The organism is Variovorax sp. CCNWLW235, assembly GCF_037204085.1.
Taxonomy (GTDB): Bacteria; Pseudomonadota; Gammaproteobacteria; order Burkholderiales; family Burkholderiaceae_C; genus Variovorax.
Genome location: NZ_JBBCBW010000002.1, coordinates 131055 through 155251 on the forward strand (window position 1 = coordinate 131055; position 24197 = coordinate 155251).

A 24197-nucleotide genomic window follows, 5' to 3' on the forward strand; every position below is an offset into this window, starting at 1 on the left:
TTGTGCCCTCTGGTTCCCGAATCTGCTGAATCGACGTCCTCAATGAAGAACCTGTTTCCCGACAAGATGGCGGCATGACACCATCTTCAACTGCTTCAACTACCAACCCGCGCCGCGATGCCGCCGCGCTCACTGCCATTTGCCTTGTCGCACTCATGTTCGGACTCGAGATCTCCAGCGTGCCGGTCATCCTGCCGGAGCTCGAGCGCGTGCTGCATGCCGACTTCCAGGACGCGCAATGGATCATGAATGCCTACACGCTGGCTTGCACGTCGGTGCTGATGGCGGCCGGCACACTGGCCGACCGGTACGGCCGCCGCCGCGTGCTGGTGGCAAGCCTCTGGCTCTTCGGGCTGGCATCGCTGGCATGCGGCTGGGCGACGAGCGCGCCGCTCCTGATTGCCGCGCGCTTCGTGCAGGGCGTGGGCGCCGGCACCATGATGATCTGCCAGTTCGCCATCCTGTCGCAGCAGTTCCGGGAGCCCGCGGCACGCTCGCGTGCCTTCGCGGTCTGGGGCGTGGTTGCGGGCATCGGGCTGGGCTTCGGTCCGCTGGTGGGCGCCGCCATCGTCGCGTTGGCCGACTGGCGCTGGGTCTTCCTGGTGCACGCCCCGCTGGCGCTCCTCACGTTGGGCCTGGTGCGCGCCAGCGTGCAGGAGTCGCGCGACCCCGATGCGCACCGCCTCGACGTGGCGGGCATGCTCACGCTCACGCTTGCGGTGTTCGCGCTGGTGTACTTCATCACGCTAGGCACGGTGCAGGGCTTCGGCAACCGCATGGGGCTGGCGCTGCTGGCGGGTGCGTTGGCGTGCCTCGCGCTGTTCGTCGCGGCCGAGCGGCGCAGCGCTCATCCCATGTTCGACTTTTCGGTCTTTCGCATCCACCGCTTCAACGGCGCAATGATGGGTTCAGTGGGCATGAACTTCAGCTTCTGGCCGTTCATGATCTACCTGCCGATCTATTTCCAGTCGGCGCTCGGCCATGACCTGATGCACGCCGGCTGGGCCCTGCTGGCCTACACGCTGCCTACGCTGCTGGTGCCGCCGTTGGCCGAGCGGCTGGCACTGCGCCATGGCGCCGAGCGCGTGATTCCCGGCGGCCTCGGCCTGATGGCCGCGGCCTTCCTGCTCATGGCCGCGGGCAATGCGCGCGGCAGCGATGCGGTGGCGATTGCCGCCTGCCTTGCGGCTGGCATCGGGCTCGGCCTCACGAACTCGCCCGTTACCAACACGAGCACCGGCGCGGTGTCGGCGGCGCGCGCGGGCATGGCCTCGGGCATCGACTTCAGCGCGCGGCTGATCACACTCGCATTGAACATCGCGCTGATGGGCTTCGTGCTGGTGAGCGGCATTGCCCGGCACCTGGGCGAGGCCGGCCTGCGTGCCGGGGCCGGCGAGTTGCTGCAACTGGCGCAGCACGTGGCAGCGGGCAAGCAGGACGTCGTGCCGGATGCAGCAGCGCCCGCACTCGCGCAGGCCGCCCTGCGCCAGGGGTTTGGCGACGTGATGCTTTACGCCGGCGTCGGCGTGGGATTGCTGGCGCTCGCGAGCCACGCCTTCTTCAGGCGCGGCCGGCGCTCAGTGGGCCTTGTCCCAGTTGGGGCCGATGCCGATCTCGGCTAGCAGCGGCACCTTCAGCTCGGCCACGCCGGCCATCAGGCGCGGGATTTCGGTGCGCACCCATTCGACCTCGGCCTCGGGCACTTCGAACACCAGTTCGTCGTGCACCTGCATGATCATTTTGGTGGCGCGCTTCTCGGCGTCGAGCACGTCCTGCACCTTGATCATGCTGAGCTTGATCAGGTCGGCCGCCGTGCCCTGCATGGGCGCGTTGATGGCCGCGCGCTCGGCGCCGCCGCGGCGCGGGCCGTTGGGCGAATTGATCTCGGGCAGGTACAGGCGACGGCCGAACACAGTCTCGACATAGCCGTTTTCCTTCGCGAGTGCCTTGGTCTCGTCCATGTAGGCCTTCACGCCCGGATAGCGCGCAAAGTAGCGCTCGATGTACGAAGCCGCGGCCTTGGTCTCGATGCCCAGGTTGCGCGCCAGCCCGAAGCTGCTCATGCCGTAGATGAGACCGAAGTTGATCACCTTGGCGTAGCGGCGCTGCTCGCTCGACACCTGGTCGGGCGTGGAGCCGAACACTTCCGCCGCCGTGGCGCGGTGCACGTCGATGCCTTCGCGGAACGCACGCAGCAGCGACTCGTCGCCGCTGATGTGCGCCATGATGCGCAGTTCGATCTGCGAGTAGTCGGCGCTTGCAATCACGCTGCCGGCCGGCGCAATGAAGGCTTCGCGCACGCGGCGTCCTTCGGGCGTGCGGATCGGAATGTTCTGCAGGTTGGGATCGTTGCTCGACAGCCGCCCGGTAACCGCCACCGCCTGCGCATAGTGCGTGTGAACGCGGCCGGTGCGCGGGTTGGCCAGCTGGCCGAGCTTGTCGGTGTACGTGCCCTTGAGCTTCGACAAACCGCGGTGCTCCAGGATCTTGGCCGGCAGCGGATAGTCCTCGGCCAGCTTCTCGAGCACTTCTTCGTCGGTGCTCGGCGCGCCGCTCGGCGTTTTCTTGACCACCGGCAGGCCCAGCTTGGTGAAGAAGATCTCGCCGATCTGCTTGGGCGAGCCCAGATTGAAGGGTTGCCCCGCGATCTCGTAGGCCTCTTGCTCCAGCGCCATGATGCGCGTGCCGAGCTCATGGCTTTGCGCGGCGAGCGTGGGCGCATCGATCAGCACGCCGTTGCGCTCGATGCGGTAGAGCGCCTCGCTCGAATCCATTTCGAGCTGATAGATGAAGCGCAGCTTTTCATCGCGCTCGATCTGGGGCCACAGCGCCAGGTGAACATCGAGCGTCTGGTCGCTGTCCTCGCATGAATATTCGGCAGCCTTGGCAATCTCGACCTGGCTGAACGGAATCTGGTGCGCGCCCTTGCCGCAGAGGTCTTCGTACGAAATGCCGCTGCGCCCCAGGTGGCGCTCGGCCAGGCTCGCGAGCCCGTGCGGCCGGTGCGCCTCGAGCACATAGCTTTGCAGCATGGTGTCGTGCGCATAGCCCTGCACCTCAATGCCATGGTTGGCGAACACGTGGCGGTCGTACTTGATGTGCTGACCGAGCTTTTTCTTTTCGGGGTTTTCGAGCCACGGCTTGAGCCTGGCGAGCACTTCGTCGATGGGCAACTGTGCGGGCGCATCGCCGTAGTTATGTGCCAGCGGAACATAGGCGGCCTCGCCGGGCTCCACGCTGAAGCTCACGCCCACGATCTGCGCAACCATTTCGTCGAGCGACGTGGTCTCGGTATCGATGGCGGCCAGGTCGGCGGCTTCCAGCCTTGCGAGCCAGCTGTCGAACTGCTCCCAGGTCGTGATGGTTTCGTACTTCAGGTTGCTCGCGGGCGATGCGGCTTCAATGGCGCCGAGGTTGGACGATTCATCGAACAAACCGCCCTGGTCGGCGCTCGCAGCGCCGCCGCGGGCCTGCTGCTTCTTGATGTTTTCCTCGATCAGTTCGGGCGGCACTTCCATCGCTTCGAGCGACTTGACCAGGCTCTTGAAGCCGAACTTTTCGTAGAAGGGCTTGAGCTCGGCCGTCTGTGGTGCACCCACGGGCAGCCCTTCGAGCGAAGGCAGTCCGGTGACGTGCCCGGCCAAGTCGCAATCGGTGCGAATGGTGACGAGCTGGCGACTCAGCGGCAGCTTGTCCAAGGCCTTGCGGAGGTTCTCGCCGGCCTGGCCCTTCACCTCGACGGCGCGTTCGATCAACGCATCGAGCGAACCGTATTCGAGCAGCCATTTGGCGGCTGTCTTGGGGCCGACTTTCTCTACGCCGGGCACGTTGTCGACGGCATCGCCGACCAGCGTCTGGTAGTCGATCATCAGGTTGGGCGGCACGCCGAACTCGGCCGTGACGCCGGCCACGTCGCGCTTCTTGCCGTTCATCGTGTCGATGATGGTGATGTGCTCGTCCACCAGCTGGCTCAGGTCCTTGTCGCCGCTGGACACGATCACTTCGACGCCCTGCGCCGCGGCCGTCTTGGCAAGCGTGCCGATCACGTCGTCGGCCTCGATGTCGGGCACGCAGAGCACAGGCCAGCCCATGAGCTTCACCACGTGGTGGATGGGGTCGATCTGGCTGCGCAGGTCGTCGGGCATCGGCGAGCGGTTGGCCTTGTATTCGGGATACAGGTCGTCGCGGAACGTCTTGCCCGGCGCGTCGAAGATGCAGGCCGCGTAGTCGGCGCGAACCTCGCGGCGCAGCGCCGTCATCATGTTGATCATTCCGCGGATGGCGCCGGTGGCCGGGCTCTTTGGGTCGCCGGGCACGGCCCGCAGGTCGGGCATGGCATGGAAGGCGCGGTAGAGATAGCTCGAGCCATCGACGAGCAGCAGCGTTTTCTTGTCGGTCATCAGGCCATTTTGCCGTGCCCGGCGCGGCGCCCTGAACCACGGCGGCGTACGCCGCCGACCGACACCTCGAAAGCGGCGCCAAGCCTACAATCCTCGCATGCCTAGCCCCACACTCCTGGTCGCCCGCCGCATTCTGCTGGCGCTGGCCTTTGCCGCTCCTTTTGCCGCCGTTCAGGCGCAGTCCGCACCCGCCCGGGCGCCTGCACCGGCCGAGCCGCTACAAAATCAGGAGCAACCCGACGGCCGACGCAACCAGAAGGTCGAGCACATCCATACGGAAGACAGCGGCGCTTCGGTCGACGAAGTCCGCTACGGCGGCCGCACGCAAAGCATCAACGTGAAGCCCAAGGCCAACGTGCCCGGCTACGAAGTGCTGCCCAACGACGCAGGCAGCGCACGCCCGGGCTCGGCCGACTCGAACGGCAACGGCCCGCGCGTCTGGAACGTGATGAAGTTCTGACCGTGCTGCGCGTTCAATCGTCAGCGCAACGCTGAGCACCGCCATGGCAGTTTTTACCGAAGTCGAATTCGGCGAGGCAGACGCGCTCGTGCAACGCCTGGGCCTGGGCCCGCTGCGCGAGCTGCGCGGCATCGAGGGCGGCATCGAGAACACCAACTACTTCGCCACCGCCGAAATCGGCGAGTTCGTGCTCACGCTGTTCGAGCGCCTCAGCGCCGAGCAGCTCCCCTACTACCTTTGTCTCATGAAGCACCTGGCGGGCCGCGGCCTGCCGGTGCCGGAGCCCGTGGCCGACCCGGCTATCGCGCCGCCGTCGGGCCATGCGCTGACGATTCCCGCGAATGCCCCTTGCGAGCTGCTGCTCAAGGTGGCGGGCAAGCCGGCCGCGCTGGTGCAGCGGCTCTCGGGCCGCAGCGAACTGGCGCCGGGCACCGCGCATTGCGCCCAACTGGGTGAAATGCTGGCGCGCATGCACCTTGCCGCACGCGACTTTCCGCGCATTCAGCCGAACCTGCGCGGCCTTGCGTGGTGGAACGAAACCGTTCCGGTGGTGCTGCCCTACATCGACGAGTCGCAAGCCGCGCTGCTGCGCGCCGAACTGGCCTACCAGAACCATGTGGCCGAAACATCGGCCTATGCCGCACTGCCGCGCGGCCCGGTGCACGCCGACATGTTCCGCGACAACGTGATGTTCGCAACCGGCGAGGAAGCTGGCGCGGCGCCGCGCCTGACCGGCGTGTTCGACTTCTACTTTGCAGGCACCGATACCTGGCTGTTCGACCTGGCCGTGTGCCTGAACGACTGGGCCATCGACCTGCCAACCGGTGAACACGACGCCGAGCGCGCGGACTCGCTGCTGTCCGCCTACGAAACCGTGCGTCCGCTGAATGCCTCCGAACGCGCCCTGCTGCCCGCCATGCTGCGCGCCGCGGCACTGCGCTTCTGGATTTCGCGGCTCTGGGACTTTCATCTTCCGCGCGAAGCCAGCATGCTGAAGCCGCACGATCCCGCGCACTTCGAGCGCGTGCTGCGCGGGCGCGCCTCCCATCCGCATGCCATGGCGCAATCGCTCGAGCCGCTGGCCGCCTGACCCTTAAAAATGAAACTCAACCTCGTGCCGGCGCGAACCGGCGCTACGTGGGTCCGCCTCGGACTCAAGACCTTCTGGCGGCAGCCGCTCGCCTTCATTTCGCTGTTCTTCCTGCTGATGGCGCTGATCTCGACGGTGTCGCTGCTGCCGCTGCTCGGCAGCGTGCTGGCGCCGGTGCTGCTGCCCTTCATGACGCTGGGGCTGATGGTTGCCACGTCGATCGCCTACACCGACAACGCCGAAGGCATCGGCACCGCCGGCCACGCGCAGCGCCCCACCGGCTCCGCCATGTTCGTGGCGGTAATTACCGCCATGCGTACCGAATGGCGCTCGCTGGTCAAGCTGGGTGTGATCTCCGCGGTGTACTTCGTGTTCGCGGTGCTGCTGACGTCCTTCATCGACGGCGGCCAGCTGGCCAAGGCCTACCTGCTCGACGAAGCGCTGACGCCCGAGATCATGGCAAGCAGCGACTTCCAGGTGGCGCGCATGTTCCTGATGTGCCTGAACCTGCCGCTTTCGCTCGCCATGTGGCATGCGCCGGCGCTGGTGCACTGGCATGGCGTGGAGCCGGTGAAGAGCATCTTCTTCAGCGTGGTTGCGGTGTTTCGCAACTTTGGCGCCTATGCGCTGTTCGGCCTTGCATGGCTCGGCGTGTTCCTGCTGGCGGGCATCGGCATGGGCCTGGTGGCCACGGTGCTGATCGGTGTCGGTTCGGTGGGTGGAGGCGGCGCCGCCGCGGCCATCGGCAATGTGCTGATCGTGGGCTCGGCGCTGGTGCTCGCGGCCATGTCGATGAGCTCGACCTGGTTCACCTTCCGCGACAGCTTCGACCCGAACTGAGGCGAGCTCCCGGCGCGCGGGCCGGAGATCTTTTCATCAACCGGCCGGGGCCCGGTCCTTGCGCAGGCTCGCGAAAAGCGACCACGCCATGCCGGCCAGCAGCAGAAAGCCGACGCCCAGCGCGCCCCACAGCCACCACTTGCGCGAGGGATCCGGCTGCGTGGGCACCGGCAATTGCGCCGTCGCTGCCACCACGGCATCGACGGCCGCCACCGGCGGCGGCGGCAACGCAACGGTGGCCTGGTCTGCCGCCACGGGCTTGTTCGGGTTGTAGCCCGGCACCAGCGTGGCGAGCGCCAGGGCCGCGCCCGGCACGCCGCCCTGCACCACGTTCTTTTCAGGCGCCGTACGCCACGTGAGCGAGAACGGCGCGGCGCCTTGCGCAAGGAACACCAGCGTGCGCGGCGTGGCGGCCACCGAAATCGTCGGTGGCGTTGCGCCCAGCAGGCTCACCGGGCCCGAGGTGCGAAGCCGAAGGTGCGAATGGCTCGTGCCGTCGAGCGCCAGCAGCGGCGAGCGCGCTTCGCCGCCGGCCTGCGCGAGGCGATACACCACGGTGTCGAGCAGCGGCACTTCGCCCGGCGTGCCTGAAGAAGACGAGGCCGGCCGGCGCTGCTGGTGCCGCAAGGCATACAGCGGATTGCGCGGCACGCGCGGCGGCTCGGAGGCAGCCGACGGAACGGCAGCAGGCAGCCCTGAAATCCCGACCTGCGCCAGCGTGTTGACGTCGGCCAGGTCGATGCGCAGGCTTTCGACCGGAACGCCGCGCGGCAACGCGTAGTCGCAATGGTCGGCGCCGCAGCGCTCCGGCCTCAGCGCGCCCGACCATTCGAGCGGCGCGACGGGTTCCACCTCTTGCACGCTGTCGATCGCCACGCTGGTCAGCGGCGCGCCGTTCTTCGGGTCGCTCCAGCGCAGCCGAAGGAAACGCGCCTGCACGTTGTCCAGGTCGACCGCCAGTCGCTCGATGGTCTGGCCGCCGTGAGCCAGCCGCACCAGCTGCTCTTCGCTACCGATCGGCCGCCAGTTCCGCAGGTCGTCGCTGGCCTCGAGCCTGAAGGCGAACAGGCCGCGCGCCTCGGGCGCCATTTCGAAGCGCGCCTGCAGCAGGCTGCCCTTGAGCTGGCTCGCATCGACGAGCCATTGCGCGGCGTCGTCTTGCCTGCGCGCCGGCTTGCGGGCGAGCGCCAGGGAGCCGTCGGGACGCACCCTGAAGCTCAATGCCGCGTCTTCAGATGCATCCGCCGCGCTTGCAGGCAGCGCGAAGATCGGCACCTCCTTCGAGGCAAGGCGAGGCTCCGCCGCCTCGTTGCGCAGCCATGCGTAGGGCACCGCGTTGCCGGCCGCATTGCGCACCCGCAGGTCGCGCAGGTCGCCGTATGCGGCGTGGGCATGAATGCCGAGCGGCAGCGTGAGCCGGTGGTACGGCCCGCTGCCTTGCAGGGCAATGGGCGCGGTGGCGGGAGGCTGCGCCCAGGCAGCACCGAACCCGGCAGTTGCCAACGCCACGGCCAGACCAATTCGCATCACATCGCGCATGGGCTTCGCACCCGTCTTCATGCTGCACCTCCTTCGGCCAACACATCTTTCTCCATTTCGTTTTTCTTCGGCGGCACCGGGGCGAAATAACCTACAAGCAGCAGCAATGCACCCACCGCAATGAACGACACGATGCGGAACAGGCCGCCACGGTCCGCCAGTTCGACGAAGAACAATTTCAGCACCACAACGCCCAGCAGCGCGGCGCCGCCGACCCACAGCGTGCGCACGCCGCGAGAGTGGCCGAGCACCATTGCGATCACGCCGCAGATCGCCCAGGTGATCGAGAGCGCCGCCTGCGTGAGCCACGATGCATAGAGCGCATCGAAGCGCCACTCGACGCCCGCATAGTGGTGGCAGGTGCGCAGCACCGCGCCGGTCAGCAGCGCCAGGCCGGTAACGCCGAGCACGCCCTTTGCCACCATCGGCTGCACGCGCGCGAACGATCCCTGCGGCAGGGCCCGCCACCAGAGCACCAGCGCAAACAGCACCAGCCATTGCGCCAGTTCCAGCGGGTTCAGCAGTGGCACATAGGGCAGCGGCGCGGCATTGCCCGGGCTCGTGCCGTTGGTCACCCACACCCATGCGAGCAGGTAGGCCGCCACCGGCATTGCCGCGAACTCGAGGTACGCGGCGCGGTACTCGGCCAGCGGCCAGCGTTGCAGCAGAGCGCGCGAACGCAGCAGCCACAAAGCTACCACGGGCACCATGGCCCAGCCCAGCAGCTGCCAGCTCGACCACTCCGCACCAATGCGCCCCAACTGCCATTGGCATTCACGCGCCGCCAGCAGCAGGAAGAACCAGAAACCCGCCACGTGGAAAGGCGCCAGCGCCGCCGGGGCAAGCCAGCGTTTTTGCGCATGCAGCAGCCGCAGGTGCCACAGCAGCGCCAGCGGCCAGGCTGCCCAGCCCAGCGCGCTCGAAGGCACGTAGACCAGCGGCGCGGCCAAGGCCACACCGTAGGCCGCGATCAGCACCAGGCCCGGCAACGTGGCCAGCGTCGCGCGGCCCAGCTGCGGCCAGCCGCGCCGGTGCGCCACCACGGCCGACAGCGCCGAGGTGACGAGCACGATGGCCAGAGCGGCCGCGGCCACATGGCCGTGCATTGCGTTGCGCTGCAGCACCGCGGCGGTTTCTGCCAGCCAGCCGAAGAGCCACCAGCCCAGCCCCCAGATCACCGGTGCCCACAGCACGGCCGGGTTGGCGCACCAGTCGTTGATCCAGCGCGTGCGTTTGGCCGTGGTGGTGCCTTCGGTGGCGCGCCGCCATGCCTCGTCGCTCATCCAGGCGCCGGCCAGCAGGGCCGCGAGCCCCAGCACCACCGGCGTCCAGAAGCCCAGGTGCGCGAAGGCCGCGGGCGGGGTATTGCCGTCGAAGATCCAGATCTGGCCGAAGACGTACAGCAGCGCCGAGACGACCTGCAGCACGCCGGCCAGTGCCGCGAGCGGCTTGTGCGCAATGCGCAGCGCCACCCAGAGCACGACCGTGGCCGTGAGCGGCCAGAGCAGAGCGGCTTGCGCCAGGCTCACCTGGAACAGCATCGCGAGGTGCAGCAAGCTCACGCCGGCGATCACCGCGACGGCATTGCCGAGCGACCACACCGGCTGGATGCCGCGTGCCAACGCGGTGCGGTGCGCCTGCAGCATCGACCATGCGGCGCTGCCGAGCAGGCTCAGCGCAATGAGGCTTGCCGCCACCGCGCCTTGCCAGCCGCTTGCCAGCACCTGCTCGGCGCTGCCGCGCACATCGGCCGCGCGATGCAGGGTCGCGATGAAGCCGGCCACCGCCAGCGCCTGCATACCGTAGGTCACGAAAGCCAGCGGCCGGAGCTTGAAGCGCACCGCCACCGCAAAGGCGGCCGAAGCCAGCACGGCCGTTGCCGCCGCCGCCCAAGGCGGCGTGAACCACTGCCACAGCAGCAGCGTGAGCGCGCCCATGCCGAGCCACGGCAAGGCGGTGCCCACCAGCGCCTCCCACCCGTTGCCCTCGTCGAGCTTGGCGCGCCGATGAATGGCCCACATGGCGAACGCACTCGCTGCCACCAGCATCGGGCCGATCACCGAGCCCTGCAGCAGCGGATGCCCCGGCGCTGCATCGAGTTGCGTGGCTTCGAGCAGCTTCCACACCGCACCGGCGAACACCAGGAACGAGAACGCCCGCGCATACACGCGCCCTTGCCGCGCGCCCAGCCAGTACATGCCGGCCGCTTCCACGGCCCAGGCCGCGCCCGTCCACCGGCCTTCGAGGCCGAGCGGAATGGCGAGCGTGCCGAAGATCACGCCCACGATGGCGTAGGCCTCCGCAAGCAGCGCCAGGCCCTTGGGCTGCGTGGCAAACACCAGCCGGCCCAGCACCAGGTAGAAGGCCGCGAGCGCCATCGCTGAGAAGGCGGCGCCGTATTCCCACGGCTGCATGAGCAGGTACTGCATGCCGAACGCGACCATCGGCGTGCCGAACACCAGCGAGCTGTCGACGCGGCCCGCGCGCCGCAGCGTGTCGAGCGCGCGCGTGGCCAGCGGCTGTGCGGGCTGCATGGGTGCGTCGAACAGCGTGCGGCGCGCAAACAGCAGGCCGACCGCGACGAACATCAGGAAGAACGCCAGCAGGAAGGGCTGCACGATGCCGTACTGGTCGTCCGTGTAGTACTTGTGCGCCCAGCCCGCGGCCAGCGTGAAGGTGCCGACAAAACCGATGAGGTTCAGCACGCGCCAGGCCTTGAACCAGGCGATCAGCACGATGCCGACGTCGAGCACCAGCAGGTAGGTGAAGAGCCCCACGGGCCGGTTCTGCCCCGTGGAGGCAAGCACTGGCGCCGCAAAACCCTCGAGCGCCGCAACAATGGCCAGCAGCGGTGCGTTCTGCAGCACCGCCAGCACCGCGCTGAGCACCGCCACGCCGAACAGGAAAGCGAAGCCGGCCGTCGGCGGCAGCAGCTCATGCACCTTCATGGCCGCGAGCGTGGTGAGATAGAAGACGCCGATGGCTGCGCCTTGCAGGATGAGCGCATAGCCGGTGCGCTTGCGGCGCAGGAACCAGCCCAGGGCCAGCAAGGCCGCGCCCACCAGCGCCACGGCGGCATAGCGCAGCTCGACAGGCACCGTCACCCGCTCGGCCGTGTAGCGCAGCAAAAAGGCGAGCCCCAGGAACAGGATCAGCACGCCGAGCTTCACCAGCATGTTGCCGCCGAAGATCAGGTTGGCAATGGGTGCGGGCAAGCGGTCGCGCAGCGGGATTGCCGGCGGGGGCGGCGGTGGAGGCAGGCGCCGGGGCGCTGGCACGGCAACCGGCGGCTTGGCTGGTGCCGGTGCGGGAGCTGCCTCGGCAGTTGCGGGCGGCGTGGCCGGAATCGAGGCACGTGCTGCGGCGGCTGCGGCTGCGGCCGCCTGGGCAGGCCGCGCAATCGGGTCCGGCGTGGCTGGCGTGATCGGCGTCGCCGGCGCGGCCTGGGGAACCGGCTGCGCCACGAGCGTCGCGGGGGCACTCGCTGCCGCCATGGGTTGTTCATCCGCAGGCGCCGCCTCGCCGGCGCCCTGGGTGAGCCGCCGCTCGAGCATGCTCACGCGCTGTTCGAGTTCGGCCACGCGTTGTTGCAGCTTCAGCATGCCGCCTGCCGGGGCCGTCGATGCGGCGGTGCCGGATGCCGATGCAACGCCGGAAGGCTGCGCGCGCTCGGCCTCGGTGCGCTCAGGCTCGGCGGTGCTCTTCTTGCCGACGATTTTCGGCAGCGCGAAAGCTCCGACGACGGCCAGTATCAGCGCAGCCGGAACCGACTCTGCGATGGCCCCTATGAAAAGGCCGGCAATCATGCCAATGAACCACATCCTCAGCTCCCCTTGTTTTGGCGAGCATGGAGTGTACGGCGATTGCCTTGTTAGAAACCGCTGCAAACGCCCGTGGCTATTGCAAGGTCAGCTATTTGTTTAATAGCAAACTTGGCGGCACTTACACCGGCGTGAGCTTGGCCACCGACAGCGCGAGCCACTTCACGCCATGCCGCGTGAACTTGACCTGCGCCCGCGCGTCGTCGCCCGTGCCCTCGAGCGACAGCACCGTGCCCTCGCCGAACTTGTTGTGGAACACCTGCATGCCCGAGCGCAGGCCGTGCGACGGTGCGGTTTTCTGCGGCGGCACCGGCGGGCTTGCAAAGGTGTCCTTGCTGCCGCCGTAGCTGCTACCGCTGCTGTAGCTGCCGCCACCGCCGCGGGTGCTCGCATAGCCGCCGCCGTAGCCGAAGGCCGACGGCGTGAACGCCTGGTTCTTGGGCGTGAGCCACTTGAGCGCGCCTTCGGGCAGCTCTTCGAAGAAGCGGCTCTTCACGTTGTAGCGCGTCTGGCCATGGAGCATGCGGGTTTGCGAATGGCTCAGGTACAGGCGCTTGCGTGCGCGCGTGATGGCCACGTACATCAGGCGGCGCTCTTCCTCGAGGCTCTCGAAGTCGCTCATCGAGTTTTCGTGCGGGAACAGGCCCTCTTCCATGCCGGTGATGAATACGCAGTCGAACTCCAGGCCCTTGGCCGCGTGAACGGTCATCAGCTGCACGGCGTCCTGCCCGGCCTGCGCCTGGTTGTCGCCCGATTCGAGCGCCGCATGCGTAAGAAACGCGGCCAGCGGGCTCAGCGTTTCGCCGGTTTCGGCGTCGGGCGCGAGCGGCTCGTCGACCACGGGGCGGGTCAGGTCGATGCCCTGGCTGGCGGGCGACTGCCGCAATTCGTCGACCGGCAGTGCCACCGCATCGCGGCCAAAGCCTTCCTGCGTGACGAAGCTCTCGGCCGCGTTCACCAGTTCTTCCAGATTCTCGATGCGGTCGGCGCCTTCGCGGTCGGCCTTGTAGTGTTCGACAAGTCCGCTGTGGTCGAGCACCAGCTCGATGATCTCGCGCAGGCTGACGCCCTGCGTCTGCTCGCGCAGCACGTCGATCTTGGCCACGAAGGCCGTGAGGTTCGAGCCCGCCTTGCCGCCCACGGCATGCACCGCGTCGTGCAGCGAGCGCCCGGCCGTGCGCGCCGCGTCCTGCAGCTGCTCGAGCGTGCGCGCGCCGATACCGCGCGGCGGAAAGTTGACCACGCGCAGGAAGCTGGTGTCGTCGTCCTTGTTCTCGAGCAGGCGCAAATAGGCCAGCGCGTGCTTGATTTCGGCCCGCTCGAAGAAGCGCAGGCCGCCGTACACGCGGTACGGCACCGACGCGTTGAAAAGCGCCGTTTCGATCACCCGGCTCTGCGCGTTGCTGCGGTAGAGCACCGCCATTTCCTTGCGGTCGAAGCCGTCGCGCACGAGCTGGCGCATTTCCTCGACCATCCACTGCGCCTCGGCCAGGTCGGTGGGCGACTCGTACACGCGCACGGGCTCGCCCGGGCCCTGGTCGGTGCGCAGGTTCTTGCCCAGGCGCTTCTTGTTGTGGCTGATGAGCTCGTTGGCCGAATCGAGGATGTTGCTGTAGCTGCGGTAGTTCTGCTCGAGCTTGATCTGGTGCTGCACGTCGAACTCGCGCACGAAGTCGGCCATGTTGCCCACGCGCGCGCCGCGAAAGGCGTAGATGCTCTGGTCGTCGTCGCCCACCGCAATCACGCTGTTCTGGCCCGGCGTGAACTGGCCCGCCACCGTGTTGCCCGAGAGCATCTTGATCCACCCGTACTGCAGCCGGTTGGTGTCCTGGAACTCGTCGATCAGGATATGGCGAAAGCGCCGCTGGTAGTGCTCGCGCACCGGGTCGTTGTCGCGCAGCAGTTCGTAGCTGCGCAGCATGAGCTCGCCGAAATCGACCACGCCTTCGCGCTGGCACTGTTCTTCGTAGAGCTGGTACAGCTCGACCTTCTTGCGATCGTCGTCGCTGCGGATCTCCACGTCGCGCGGGCGCAGCCCGTCTTCCTTGGCGCCCGCAATGAACCACTGCGTCTGCTTGGCCGGAAAACGCTCGTCGTCGACGTTGAACTGCTTCATCAGCCGCTTGATGGCCGAAAGCTGGTCTTGCGTGTCGAGGATCTGAAAGGTGGAAGGCAGGTTGGCCAGCTTCCAGTGCGCGCGCAAAAGGCGGTTGCACAGGCCGTGGAAGGTGCCGATCCACATGCCCCGCACATTGACCGGCAGCATGGCCGTGAGCCGCGTCATCATTTCCTTGGCGGCCTTGTTGGTGAAGGTCACGGCCAGGATGCCGCCGGCGGAAACCTGGCCGGTTTGCAGCAGCCAGGCGATGCGGGTGGTCAGCACCCGGGTCTTGCCCGAGCCGGCGCCGGCAAGAATCAGGGCATTGCCCGCGGGAAGGGTGACCGCGGCGCGCTGCTCCGGGTTCAGGTTCTGCAGCAATGGCAGTTCCAGGGGGTTGGCATCAGCCGCAGGTTCGTTAAACAACATCCGTCGATTGTAGAAACCAACTCGTATGCGGGTTATATGAAGAACTGGAAGACCTGCCTTCGCCACCCTGCGTAAAATCAATCACCGGGCCCAAGTTTCTTGCGTCCGGTTTTTTGTGGGCGTTTTCTTTCTGAAGCGCCACGGAAACCGGCCGGACCAAGCGCTCATTCGTTCGTTTCAACGATTCCTTTCCAGGAGCCTGGTCATGCAAATTTTCGATTACGACAACATCCTGCTGCTGCCGCGCAAATGCCGCGTGGAAAGCCGCTCGGAGTGCGACACCAGCGTGACGCTGGGCGCACGCAGCTTCCGCCTGCCGGTGGTGCCGGCCAACATGAAGACGGTGGTCGACGAGTCGATCTGCCTCTGGCTGGCGCAGAACGGCTACTTCTATGTGATGCACCGCTTCGACCTGGACAACGTGAAGTTCGTCAAGGAAATGCAGGGCCAGGGCGTGTTCGCTTCCATCTCGCTCGGCGTTAAGAAGCCCGACTACGACACGGTCGACAAGCTGGCGGCCGAGGGCCTGGTGCCCGAATACATCACCATCGACATTGCGCACGGCCATGCCGACAGCGTGAAGAACATGATCGGCTACCTGAAGCAGAAGCTGCCGGGCTCCTTCGTGATCGCGGGCAATGTGGGCACGCCCGAAGCCGTGATCGACCTGGAGAACTGGGGCGCCGACGCCACCAAGGTCGGCATCGGTCCGGGAAAGGTGTGCATCACCAAACTCAAGACTGGCTTCGGCACGGGCGGCTGGCAGCTCAGCGCGCTCAAGTGGTGCGCACGCGTGGCTACCAAGCCGATCATTGCGGACGGCGGCATTCGCGACCACGGCGACATTGCCAAGAGCGTGCGCTTCGGCGCTTCGATGGTGATGATCGGCTCGCTCTTCGCGGGCCACGAAGAATCGCCCGGCAAGACCGTCGAGGTCGACGGCGTGCTCTTCAAGGAGTACTACGGCTCGGCCAGCGACTTCAACAAGGGCGAGTACAAGCACGTCGAGGGCAAGCGCATCCTCGAGCCGATCAAGGGCAAGCTGGCCGACACGCTGGTAGAGATGGAGCAGGATGTGCAGAGCTCCATCAGCTACGCCGGCGGCCGCGCGCTGATGGACATCCGCAAGGTCAACTACGTCACGCTGGGCGGCGACAACGCGGGCGAGCACCTGCTGATGTAGGCGCCCTGCCCGGCTCGATGATCAAGCCTCCAGGAGTTGCACCGCCTGGCGGTGCAGCGCGTGGGCCGGGTCCGCCAATGCATCGACGACGCTGAAGTGGTTCAGGCCCGGCAGCGTTTCGCACACGGGCACCGTGTTGCGGCCCCATGCCTCGCGAATCAGCGCGTTGTGGCGCAGGAACTCCTCGCTTTCATCGCCCCCGACCACCGCATGCAGCTGGCCACGCGCCGGTGCCGGCCACAGCGCCGGGCTGGCGCGCAACGCGTCCGCATCGCTGAGCTTGAGCACGTTCGCGAGGAACGGCGTGCGCTGCAGCGGCCGAAGGTCGTAAAGGCCCGAGATCGACAACGCATTGCGCACCACTTGCGCCGGAAGATCGGGCGCAACCGCCTTCCAGTTGCAGGCGAGCAGCGCGGCCGCCATGTGGCCGCCGGCCGAATGCCCGGCCACGGTAATGCGCGACGGGTCCGCGCCAAAGCTCGCGGCGTTCCGCCAGGTCCACTCGAGCGCACGCACCATCTGCATGAGGATGCCCGGCACGGTCACGGGCTGCTCCGCCGTTCCGGGGCACAGCGCGTAGTTGGGCATGACCACGCACACGCCGCGGTCGTTGAATGCGGGCGCAATGAAGGAATGATCGCGCTTGTCCATCGCGCGCCAATAGCCGCCATGAATGAACACCAGCACCGGCGCACCGGGCACGGGGGCGGGAAAGATGTCGAGCGTTTCGTTGATGCCCTGGCCGTAGGGCACGTCGATCCGGCCGGCGAGAGCCTCGCGCGCGGCAACGGAATCGCCCGCCCATCGCTTGAAATACGCCGGGTGGTCTTTCACCCGCGCGAGATTGTTGTACATGCCTTCCAGCCAGGCGGGGTCGTGCGATGCCATGCGGTTCCTGCTTCCTTCTTTTTTTGGAGACCGCGCATCTTGGCGCATCCTGGGTTTGCCGCATGCGCGCCCAGGATGTTCCTGGTTAAAATCCGCCTGCGTTGGGGGGGTAGCTCAGCTGGGAGAGCGCCGCGTTCGCAATGCGGAGGTCGTGAGTTCGATCCTCATCCTCTCCACCAACACCCATGCAAAAAGGGCCCGGATTTCTTCCGAGCCCTTTTTTCTTGCACTGGGCGGCGTTGATTTGCGGTTTATCGCTGTTGCGCCCTTCACCAGCCGCCGGTTACAGTTACATAAAAGAAGACGAAAGTTTTCATTTGGTAACAAAATTACCCGCGTAACCACAGAAACAAAGTATTGCATTTGACTACCAAAGTAGTATTGTGAAATCTTCACATTAAACCTTTGGTATCAAACGTGAACAGAGCGGGGCCAGTACTCAATTTTCCGGAACGCCAAGGCTGGCGGCCCTCCGGACACACCGGCGGAGCATGAGATTGCTCAACGTACTGGAACAACGCCGTGCCAGCCACCTCCTTCGACCCGGACTGCGGGACCGACTTCAACCTTACCGCCGACGCGGTCATGGTCGCAAGGATGCGGCTGGTGCTGTCGATCTCCGCCGTGCTGGCGGTCGCGGTTGACGCAGGCGAGGCACAAAGGCACATCAGCAGCCCCATGTGGCTGGCATTCGCCAGCTACCTGCTCTACAGCGTCAGTGTTTACATCTGCACACGTACAGGGCAGCGCTATTTCCGGGGCAAGGCGATCCACTGGTTCGATGTGCTGTGGTTCACGGTGCTCATATTCGTAACGGGCGGTCTTCCGAGCCTTTACTTTCTCTTCTACTTCTTCGTCATCCTCACTTCGTCGTTCCGCTGGGGCTATGAAGAAGGCGCCAGGGTGACGATGGCCTCCGTGGCGTCGTTCGCCGCCTGCAGCCTGGCCACGGGCACCGACACCTACACGCCGCAGCTGCTCATGCGCACCACGTTCCTGCTGGCGCTGGGGCACATGATCGGCCACTGGGGCGGATCGAAGGTCGAACTGCGGCGGCGCCTCTCCCTGCTTGGCCAGGTAAGCCGGCTGTCGAACCCCCGGTTCGGCGTGAACCGCACGATTGCCAGCACGATGGAAAGAACGCTCGATTTCTTCAAGGCGAGCCACTGCATTCTGCTGATGCGGGATTCCGAAACCGGCACCTGGGTCATGCGCACGCTCAAGGCGGGCGACGCGGCAGACTCCGTCAGCGTGGAGACGATCAACCGCATCTCGGACTCGCCGCTCATGGCGCTGTCCGGCGAACGCATCGTGCTGAACAACCGCCGGCCGTGGCCGCTGAACTGGCTGCGCGCGCAGAGCCACGGCTGCGACCCCCGCACCCACCGCTGGCACGCGCTCGACGAACATGGCGCGCGCCGCAGCTCGGCCGTTGCCGCAATGCTGGAGGCACGCTCCTTCATGAGCGCACCGCTGCCGATGCGGCTGGGCGAGGGCCGGGTCTTCGTGTCGTCTCGCGACGGTCAATTCCGCAAGTCCGATGCGCTGTTCCTGGCGCACATCATGGGACACGTCTTCCCGGTCATCGAAACCATCGAAGTGTTGGACCGGATGGCTTCGGAGGCGGCTTCGAAGGAGCGGCTGAAGATCTCGCTGGACCTGCACGACACGGCGATCCAGCCCTACATCGGCCTCAAGCTGGGCCTGAGCGCCCTGCGCAAGAAGGCGGCCGCCGACAACCCGCTGATCGACGACCTTGAAAAGCTGGCGAGCATGGCCGAGAGCGTGGTGACCGACCTGCGGCGCTATGCCGGCGCCGTCAAGCACGGCGCCGACGCCCGCTGCGAGTTCATTCTTCCGCACCTGCACCAGCAGGCGGCGCGCATCAAGACGCTCTACGGGATCGACATTGCGATCCTGCTCGAAAGCGACGTCCACCTGGACGACCGGATGACGGCCGAAGTGCTTCAGCTGGTGCGCGAGGGGCTGAACAACATCTGCAAGCACACGCACGCACATCGCGGCTGCATCCGTATCGGCTGCACGAACGGCAAGCTGCACATCCGGATCGAAAACGAGAGCTGCGGCACGGAGTTCGCGAACTTCCGCCCCCGCTCCATCAGCGAACGCGCGGCGGCCCTTGGCGGCCGCGCGCAAGTCACCCAGGGCGCGGGCGGCGCCACGGCCGTTCTGGTCGAAATACCCATCTGATGAAGAAGGAAGAGGTGCAACCATGCAACCCGCTACCACCACCCAACCCATCGGCGTCATGCTGGTGGACGACCACCAGACCATGCTGTGGGGCCTGTCGAGGCTGATCGACGGCGAGCAGCCGCGCATGAAGGTCGTTGCCACGGCCAACTGCTGCGAAGACGCGGTGGAGCGAACCGGGCAATTCGCGCCCGACGTGATCGTGCTCGACCTGGACCTGGGCGGCCGGTCTGCCCTGGACATTCTTCCGATGTTGCTGTCGAACGAGGTGTCGCGTGCGCTCATCCTCACCGGCGAGCGCAGCCAGCAGACGCTGGATCTTGCCGTGCTGCGCGGCGCAAGGGGCGTGTTGCACAAGGACGCTTCCGCGGAGCAGGTGCTCGACGCGATCGAGCGCGTGCACAAGGGCGAGCTGTGCGTCGACCCGCAGGCCATGAGCCGTGTTTTCTCGGAACTGACCGCGCCAAAGAAGCCCGCGAAGGTCAACCCCGAAGCAGCCAAGCTGGCCAGCCTCACGCAGAAAGAGCGGCAGGTCATCCAGGCGGTCGTCCAGGGCAGCGGCGCCCCCAACAAGACGCTGGCTTCGCGGCTCTTCGTGACCGAGCACACGTTCCGCAATCACCTCACGTCGATTTATCAGAAGCTGGGCGTGGCAAACCGGCTCGAGCTGTATATCTACGCCATCAAGCACCAGCTGGACGCCGCGCCTCACTGAGCGCGGACGCCGGGCCTCACAGGCCGCCGCTGAGCATCGGCGAGATGATGCGGATCACACGGATGGCCGCTGGCGTCAAAATGACCATCGAGATGCACGGAAAGATGCACAGCACCAGGGGCAGCAGCATCTTGGTCGGAACCTTGGCCGCAAGCTCTTCCGCGCGAACCTGGCGCTTGTGGCGCAGGTCGTCCGAGAACACGCGCAGCGACTCGCCAACGCTGGTGCCGAATCGGTCGGCCTGGGTCAGCATGGTTGCGAAGGTTCCGATTTCCTCCACGCCGGTGCGAAGCGCGAGGTTGTGCAGCGACTTCTCGCGCGTGCCGCCGGCGCGCATCTCGAGGTTGGTCCAGTGCAGCTCCTGCGCCAGCGCCTCGCTCTTGACGCGGATCTCCTCGGTAACCTTGACCAGCGCGGCGTCGAGCCCCAGGCCCGCCTCCACGCATACCAGCATCAGGTCGGCGGCATCGGGAAAGTTCTCGAAGATCTCGCGCTGGCGCTCCTTGATCATCGTGCGTAGCACGATGTTGGGCAGGTAGCAGCCGAGCAATGCCACCACTGCCAGCCACAGCAAGGTCGCGATTCCGCCGTCTGCGCCTGCCGCACGTATTGCCACGAAGGCCAGCCCGGCAAAGCCCAGCGGCAGCAGCGTCTTCAGCCCGAAGTAGAAGAGGCTCGCGTCCGGGTGGCGTATGCCCGCGTTCAGGAACTTCAGGCGCAGCGGCGACGTCTCACCGTCGCCCGTGGGCGAAGACAGCTGGGCGAAGGGACCGACGATCTTGACGGCGGTTTCGGTCCAGGCCGACTTGCCCGACGAAGGAGCCACCGCCCGCAGGCGCTGCTCGGTGCGCGTGGGCAGCATCCAGACCGCAAAGCCCCCAACGGCCAGGGACACGGTAACGAAGACGAGAATTGGAAGCAGCATGGCAGTTCTCCTTCAGACACGGATCTTCACGATCTTGCGCAGGATCAGCACGCCGATCACCATCAGGACCAGCATGTACTTGACGACCGTGATGCCGATCGGATCGGTCCATAGCGGCGACATGAACTCCGGATTGAAGGTGTTCATGAGCACCGCGAGGGCAAACGGCATCAGCCCCAGAATCCAGGCCGACAGCCGCCCTTCCGACGACAGCACCCGCACCCGCGCCAGCAGCTTGAGGCGGTCGCGGATCAGCTTGCTCAGGTTGCCGAGCACCTCGGTCAGGTTGCCGCCGGAGTCGCGCTGGATCAGCACCGACACCACGAAGTAGCGCAGATCGGTGAGCGGCACGCGCTCGCTCATGTTCGTGAGCGCCTGTTGCAGCGAAACGCCGAAGCCGACCTCGTCGGACACCATGCGGAACTCGCCCGCAATGGGTTCGGACATTTCCTCTCCGATCATCTGCACGCTGCTCGCGAACGAATGGCCCGCGCGCAGTGCGCGTGTCACCAGGTCGAGTGCGTCCGGCAACTGCCGTTCGAGATGCGCCAGGCGGCGGCTGCGCCGGTGGTTCAGGTAGAGCAGCGGCACCGCCGCGCCGGCTGCGGCCACGAGCAAGGCAATCCAGGCGGGCTGGTTTGCGAGCGAGACCATCGCCATGAAAACGAACAGGCCGGACAGCGCACAGCCCAGCAGCACGTGGGACACCGTCCACTCCATCCCGGCCTGGAGAATGAAGCGGTCCAGGCGCTGCGCCCGCGGAAGCTTCAGCAGGGCGCGCTGCATCCACGGCGCGTCGCTGAGCACGCGGTCCTTCACGAGCCGCGCCTGGGCAATTCGGTCGCTGGCGGCCGACAGCGCCTGCAGCCGTTTGCCTATCTTCTGCGCCTCGGGGCCCCGGTACGCGCGCCAGAGCATGTACAAACCTTCGATCACCAGCAGTACCGTCACGAAGACCAGCACCGACAGGGTAATGAGCGTGTCGCCAACCAGGTTCTCGAACATGAGAGGCTCCTTATTCGTAGTGCTTGTCGGGATCGAACATGGTGTCGGGCAGCACGACGCCGAAGGAGTGCAGGCGCTCGACGAATTTCGGCCGCACTCCCGTGGCCTGGAAGTGGCCGCGCACGCGGCCGTCGGGGCCCATGCCGGTCTGGCGGAACGCGAAGATCTCCTGCATCGTGACGACCTCGCCTTCCATGCCGGTGATCTCCTGGATGCTGGTGACCTTGCGCCGCCCGTCGACCATGCGCAGCACCTGGATCACGACGGTGATGGCCGAGGCGATCTGCTGGCGCACGGAATGATGCGGAAGGTTGAGATTGGCCATGCTGATCATGTTCTCCAGCCGCGCCAGCGCATCGCGCGGGCTGTTGGCGTGGATGGTGGTCAGCGAGCCTTCGTGGCCGGTGTTCATGGCCTGCAGCATGTCGACCGCCTCGGCGCCGCGCACCTCGCCGATGACGATGCGGTCGGGCCGCATGCGCAGCGCGTTGCGCACCAGCGCGCGCTGCGTGATCTCGCCCTTGCCTTCGATGTTCATCGGCCGGGTCTCCATGCGGGCGACGTGCGGCTGCTGCAACTGGAGCTCGGCCGCGTCCTCGATGGTGATGATGCGTTCGGTGGCGGGAATGAAGCCCGAGAGAATGTTCAGCAGCGTCGTCTTGCCGGCGCCGGTGCCGCCGGAGATCAGCATGTTGATCTTCGCGCTGGCCAGCCCTTCGAGCATCAGCCCCATCTGCGGCGTCAGCGTCTTGAGGTCGTTCACCAGGTTTTCCATCTTCAGCGGAATCTTCGCGAAGCGGCGAATCGACATCATCGGGCCGTCCAGCGCCACGGGCGCAACCACCGCATTGACGCGCGATCCGTCCGGCAGCCGGGCATCGACCATGGGGCTCGATTCGTCGATGCGCCGCCCCACCAGCGAAACGATCTTGTCGATGATGCGCAGCAGGTGCTTCTCGTCGGTGAAGCTCACGTCCGTCAGTTCCAGCCGGCCCTTGCGCTCGACATAGATCTGGTCGTGCGAGTTGACCAGGATGTCCGACACCGTGGGGTCGGCCATCAACAGCTCGATGGGGCCGAAGCCGAGCATCTCGTGCTGGATGTCGCGTATCAGCGTGCGCCGTTCGATGTCGTTCAGCGCCTCGGGCTCTTCCTGCAGCAGCCGCGTGACCATCGTGGAGATCTCGTGGCGCAGCACCTCGGGCTTCAGGGTTTCGAGCACCGCCAGGTCGAACCTGTCCAGCAGCTTCAGGTGCATTCGCTCCTTCAGGAGCTTGTAGGAATCCGAGGCAAAAGACGAAAGCGCTGCATCGGCCACGGGCAGCGCCGTGGGGCGCGCGACCGGCTCGGCTTCGATCGCATTGAGCTGTTCTCTGAATGACATGTGGACCTGCCTTGCTGTTGGAGGAAGAGGATTCGTCGGGTGCAAAGCGGGCGTCAGGCGCGGCGGAAGAGCCGGCCGATGAAGCCCGGCGCTTCTTTCTGGCGAGGACTGAGCGTGTGGGCGATTTCAACCAGCCGCTTGCAGAGTGCGCTGCCACGCGACATCTCCGCCAGCGGCACGCCGCGGTTGATCGAAGCGTCCACGTCCTTGCCGCCGTCGGGCACACTCACCAGCGTGGCTCCGCCGAGCGAACGCCGCATGTCGGACAAGCCGATCTCCGTGCCACCGGCACTGCGGTTGACCAGCAGCTCGACCTTGCCGGCCGGGTAGCCGAGCGACTTGAACATCTGCATGAGACGCGTCACGTTGCGGATGTGCGGCAGGCTGGGCTGGAGCACCGGAAAGATGCGGTCCGCGCGGTCCATCACGCGGATGGCGAGCGGATCGATGCGAAGGCCGAGGTCGAACAGCACGAAGTCGTATTGCGCGACGGCCACCTGCAGGATGGCGTCGATGTGCTCGGCCTTGACCTCCAGGGCGCGGGAAAGGTCTTCAGGAGCCGCAAGAATGCTGAAGCCCGGCGCCACCTTCACCGCGCTGGCGGCAAGCAAGGAGGCATCGAGCCGGCCGATGTCGCGTGCCACGTCGGCCACCGTAGAAGTGGGCCGCAGGTCGCACACATAAGAAAGGGCATCGCCGAACTGCAGGTTCAGGTCGATCAGCAGCACCGAGCGGCGCATGGAAAGCTGATGCCCGATGTTGGTGGCAAGAAAGGTGGCGCCGCTGCCGCCTTTGCATGGCATGAACGCCACCACCTGCCCAGGCTCGCGCGCCTGCGCGCCGGCCATCTTGAGCGCAATGCGCTCCACGGCCGCCTCCAGCGCCGCGGGCTCGGGCGGCGAAGGCAGCACTTCGCGCACGCCCGAACGCATCGCAAGAATCAGGAACTCCGGCGTCTGCATAGCGCACAGCAGCACCACCGCAATCGCGGGATGGCGCATGGTGAGCTGCTCCACCATCGCCAACTCATGAGGGTCGCAGCACATGCCGTCCACCAGCAGGAGCTCGGGCGCCGATCGCTCGACCACCCATTGCATGCGGCTCTTGCCGCCTTCGAATGGCGAGACCACATGGGAGCGCGCCTCGAGCACCTTGCGCATGTCCTGCAGATGGCCGGGATTGGGGGAGATGATGGAGATCTTCATGGCG

General features: G+C 66.4%; 17 protein-coding genes and 1 tRNA gene. 9 read left to right on the plus strand and 9 right to left on the minus strand.

Annotated elements, in window-relative coordinates; all coding sequences use genetic code 11:
* The first annotated feature begins 74 nt into the window (after window positions 1-74).
* Window positions 75-1622 (plus strand): MFS transporter, encoded by a 1548-nt coding sequence (locus tag V9L21_RS03075; RefSeq protein WP_337309060.1) that lies wholly within the window; start codon window positions 75-77, stop codon window positions 1620-1622.
* On the opposite strand, the gene polA is transcribed toward V9L21_RS03075, so the two are convergent.
* Entirely contained in the window at window positions 1578-4400 is a 2823-nt protein-coding gene (gene polA / locus V9L21_RS03080) for a DNA polymerase I (protein WP_337309062.1), read from the minus strand. The two genes, V9L21_RS03075 and polA, sit on opposite strands and share 45 nt — an antisense overlap.
* 97 nt (window positions 4401-4497) lie before the next feature.
* On the opposite strand from polA, the gene V9L21_RS03085 reads away from it, so the two are divergent.
* The 3 genes from V9L21_RS03085 to V9L21_RS03095 are packed head-to-tail and all read left to right on the plus strand — an operon-like array spanning window position 4498 to window position 6790.
* Window positions 4498-4860 carry a hypothetical protein gene (locus tag V9L21_RS03085; RefSeq protein ID WP_337309064.1) on the plus strand — a complete coding sequence of 121 codons (363 nt, stop codon included), beginning with the start codon at window positions 4498-4500 and terminating at the stop codon, window positions 4858-4860.
* Window positions 4861-4903: 43 nt separating this feature from the next.
* On the plus strand, window positions 4904-5950 hold the full coding sequence (locus tag V9L21_RS03090; RefSeq protein WP_337309066.1) for a homoserine kinase: 1047 nt from the start codon (window positions 4904-4906) through the stop codon (window positions 5948-5950).
* A 9-nt stretch (window positions 5951-5959) separates the two neighbouring features.
* A complete protein-coding gene (locus V9L21_RS03095) occupies window positions 5960-6790 on the plus strand; it encodes a BPSS1780 family membrane protein (protein WP_337309068.1) in 831 nt (276 codons plus the stop codon).
* Window positions 6791-6826: 36 nt separating this feature from the next.
* On the opposite strand, the gene V9L21_RS03100 is transcribed toward V9L21_RS03095, so the two are convergent.
* The 3 genes from V9L21_RS03100 to V9L21_RS03110 all read right to left on the minus strand — a co-directional run bounded on the left by V9L21_RS03100 (window position 6827) and on the right by V9L21_RS03110 (window position 14677).
* On the minus strand, window positions 6827-8350 hold the full coding sequence (locus V9L21_RS03100; RefSeq protein ID WP_337309070.1) for a DUF3999 domain-containing protein: 1524 nt from the start codon (window positions 8348-8350) through the stop codon (window positions 6827-6829).
* The gene (locus V9L21_RS03105) at window positions 8347-12150 is read right to left on the minus strand and encodes a DUF2339 domain-containing protein (protein WP_337309072.1); all 3804 of its coding nucleotides are present in this window, start codon (window positions 12148-12150) and stop codon (window positions 8347-8349) included. The genes V9L21_RS03100 and V9L21_RS03105 overlap by 4 nt, the downstream gene beginning before the upstream one ends.
* Window positions 12151-12271: 121 nt before the next feature.
* Entirely contained in the window at window positions 12272-14677 is a 2406-nt protein-coding gene (locus tag V9L21_RS03110; RefSeq protein ID WP_337309074.1) for a UvrD-helicase domain-containing protein, read from the minus strand.
* Window positions 14678-14882: 205 nt separating this feature from the next.
* Between V9L21_RS03110 and V9L21_RS03115 the strand changes: the two genes are divergently transcribed.
* Window positions 14883-15860, plus strand: a complete 978-nt coding sequence (locus tag V9L21_RS03115; RefSeq protein WP_337309076.1) for a GMP reductase — start codon at window positions 14883-14885, stop codon at window positions 15858-15860.
* Between the two features lie 21 nt (window positions 15861-15881).
* On the opposite strand, the gene V9L21_RS03120 is transcribed toward V9L21_RS03115, so the two are convergent.
* Entirely contained in the window at window positions 15882-16748 is an 867-nt protein-coding gene (locus V9L21_RS03120) for an alpha/beta hydrolase (RefSeq protein WP_337309078.1), read from the minus strand.
* A gap of 103 nt (window positions 16749-16851) precedes the next feature.
* On the opposite strand from V9L21_RS03120, the gene V9L21_RS03125 reads away from it, so the two are divergent.
* The 4 genes from V9L21_RS03125 (at window position 16852) to V9L21_RS03140 (ending at window position 19674) form a co-directional block, all read left to right on the plus strand.
* A tRNA-Ala gene (locus V9L21_RS03125) sits at window positions 16852-16927 on the plus strand.
* Window positions 16900-17115: a hypothetical protein gene (locus V9L21_RS03130; RefSeq protein ID WP_337309080.1), complete on the plus strand. Its 216-nt coding sequence runs from the start codon at window positions 16900-16902 to the stop codon at window positions 17113-17115. Before V9L21_RS03125 ends, V9L21_RS03130 begins: the two co-directional genes overlap by 28 nt.
* A gap of 155 nt (window positions 17116-17270) precedes the next feature.
* Window positions 17271-18959 (plus strand): sensor histidine kinase, encoded by a 1689-nt coding sequence (locus V9L21_RS03135; RefSeq protein WP_337309082.1) that lies wholly within the window; start codon window positions 17271-17273, stop codon window positions 18957-18959.
* Between the two features lie 22 nt (window positions 18960-18981).
* The gene (locus tag V9L21_RS03140; protein WP_337309084.1) at window positions 18982-19674 is read left to right on the plus strand and encodes a response regulator transcription factor; all 693 of its coding nucleotides are present in this window, start codon (window positions 18982-18984) and stop codon (window positions 19672-19674) included.
* A gap of 16 nt (window positions 19675-19690) precedes the next feature.
* Here V9L21_RS03140 and V9L21_RS03145 read toward each other — a convergent pair whose 3' ends face one another.
* Genes V9L21_RS03145 through V9L21_RS03160 form a run of 4 tightly spaced genes read right to left on the minus strand, consistent with a single transcriptional unit; the run spans window position 19691 to window position 24193 of the window.
* On the minus strand, window positions 19691-20599 hold the full coding sequence (locus tag V9L21_RS03145) for a type II secretion system F family protein (protein WP_337309086.1): 909 nt from the start codon (window positions 20597-20599) through the stop codon (window positions 19691-19693).
* A gap of 12 nt (window positions 20600-20611) precedes the next feature.
* A complete protein-coding gene (locus tag V9L21_RS03150; RefSeq protein ID WP_337309088.1) occupies window positions 20612-21604 on the minus strand; it encodes a type II secretion system F family protein in 993 nt (330 codons plus the stop codon).
* Window positions 21605-21614: 10 nt separating this feature from the next.
* Window positions 21615-22988: a CpaF family protein gene (locus tag V9L21_RS03155; protein WP_337309090.1), complete on the minus strand. Its 1374-nt coding sequence runs from the start codon at window positions 22986-22988 to the stop codon at window positions 21615-21617.
* A 53-nt stretch (window positions 22989-23041) separates the two neighbouring features.
* A complete protein-coding gene (locus V9L21_RS03160; protein ID WP_337309092.1) occupies window positions 23042-24193 on the minus strand; it encodes an AAA family ATPase in 1152 nt (383 codons plus the stop codon).
* Window positions 24194-24197: the final 4 nt, after the last annotated feature.

Coding starts and splice junctions, on each gene's coding strand:
- V9L21_RS03105 (WP_337309072.1), bottom strand. CDS start 12,150: ATGTGGTTCATTGGCATGATTGCCGGCCTTTTCATAGGGGCCATCGCA.
- V9L21_RS03100 (WP_337309070.1), bottom strand. CDS start 8,350: ATGAAGACGGGTGCGAAGCCCATGCGCGATGTGATGCGAATTGGTCTG.
- V9L21_RS03085 (WP_337309064.1), top strand. CDS start 4,498: ATGCCTAGCCCCACACTCCTGGTCGCCCGCCGCATTCTGCTGGCGCTG.
- V9L21_RS03140 (WP_337309084.1), top strand. CDS start 18,982: ATGCAACCCGCTACCACCACCCAACCCATCGGCGTCATGCTGGTGGAC.
- V9L21_RS03155 (WP_337309090.1), bottom strand. CDS start 22,988: ATGTCATTCAGAGAACAGCTCAATGCGATCGAAGCCGAGCCGGTCGCG.
- polA (WP_337309062.1), bottom strand. CDS start 4,400: ATGACCGACAAGAAAACGCTGCTGCTCGTCGATGGCTCGAGCTATCTC.
- V9L21_RS03095 (WP_337309068.1), top strand. CDS start 5,960: ATGAAACTCAACCTCGTGCCGGCGCGAACCGGCGCTACGTGGGTCCGC.
- V9L21_RS03150 (WP_337309088.1), bottom strand. CDS start 21,604: ATGTTCGAGAACCTGGTTGGCGACACGCTCATTACCCTGTCGGTGCTG.
- V9L21_RS03090 (WP_337309066.1), top strand. CDS start 4,904: ATGGCAGTTTTTACCGAAGTCGAATTCGGCGAGGCAGACGCGCTCGTG.
- V9L21_RS03120 (WP_337309078.1), bottom strand. CDS start 16,748: ATGGCATCGCACGACCCCGCCTGGCTGGAAGGCATGTACAACAATCTC.
- V9L21_RS03075 (WP_337309060.1), top strand. CDS start 75: ATGACACCATCTTCAACTGCTTCAACTACCAACCCGCGCCGCGATGCC.
- V9L21_RS03110 (WP_337309074.1), bottom strand. CDS start 14,677: ATGTTGTTTAACGAACCTGCGGCTGATGCCAACCCCCTGGAACTGCCA.
- V9L21_RS03145 (WP_337309086.1), bottom strand. CDS start 20,599: ATGCTGCTTCCAATTCTCGTCTTCGTTACCGTGTCCCTGGCCGTTGGG.
- V9L21_RS03160 (WP_337309092.1), bottom strand. CDS start 24,193: ATGAAGATCTCCATCATCTCCCCCAATCCCGGCCATCTGCAGGACATG.
- V9L21_RS03115 (WP_337309076.1), top strand. CDS start 14,883: ATGCAAATTTTCGATTACGACAACATCCTGCTGCTGCCGCGCAAATGC.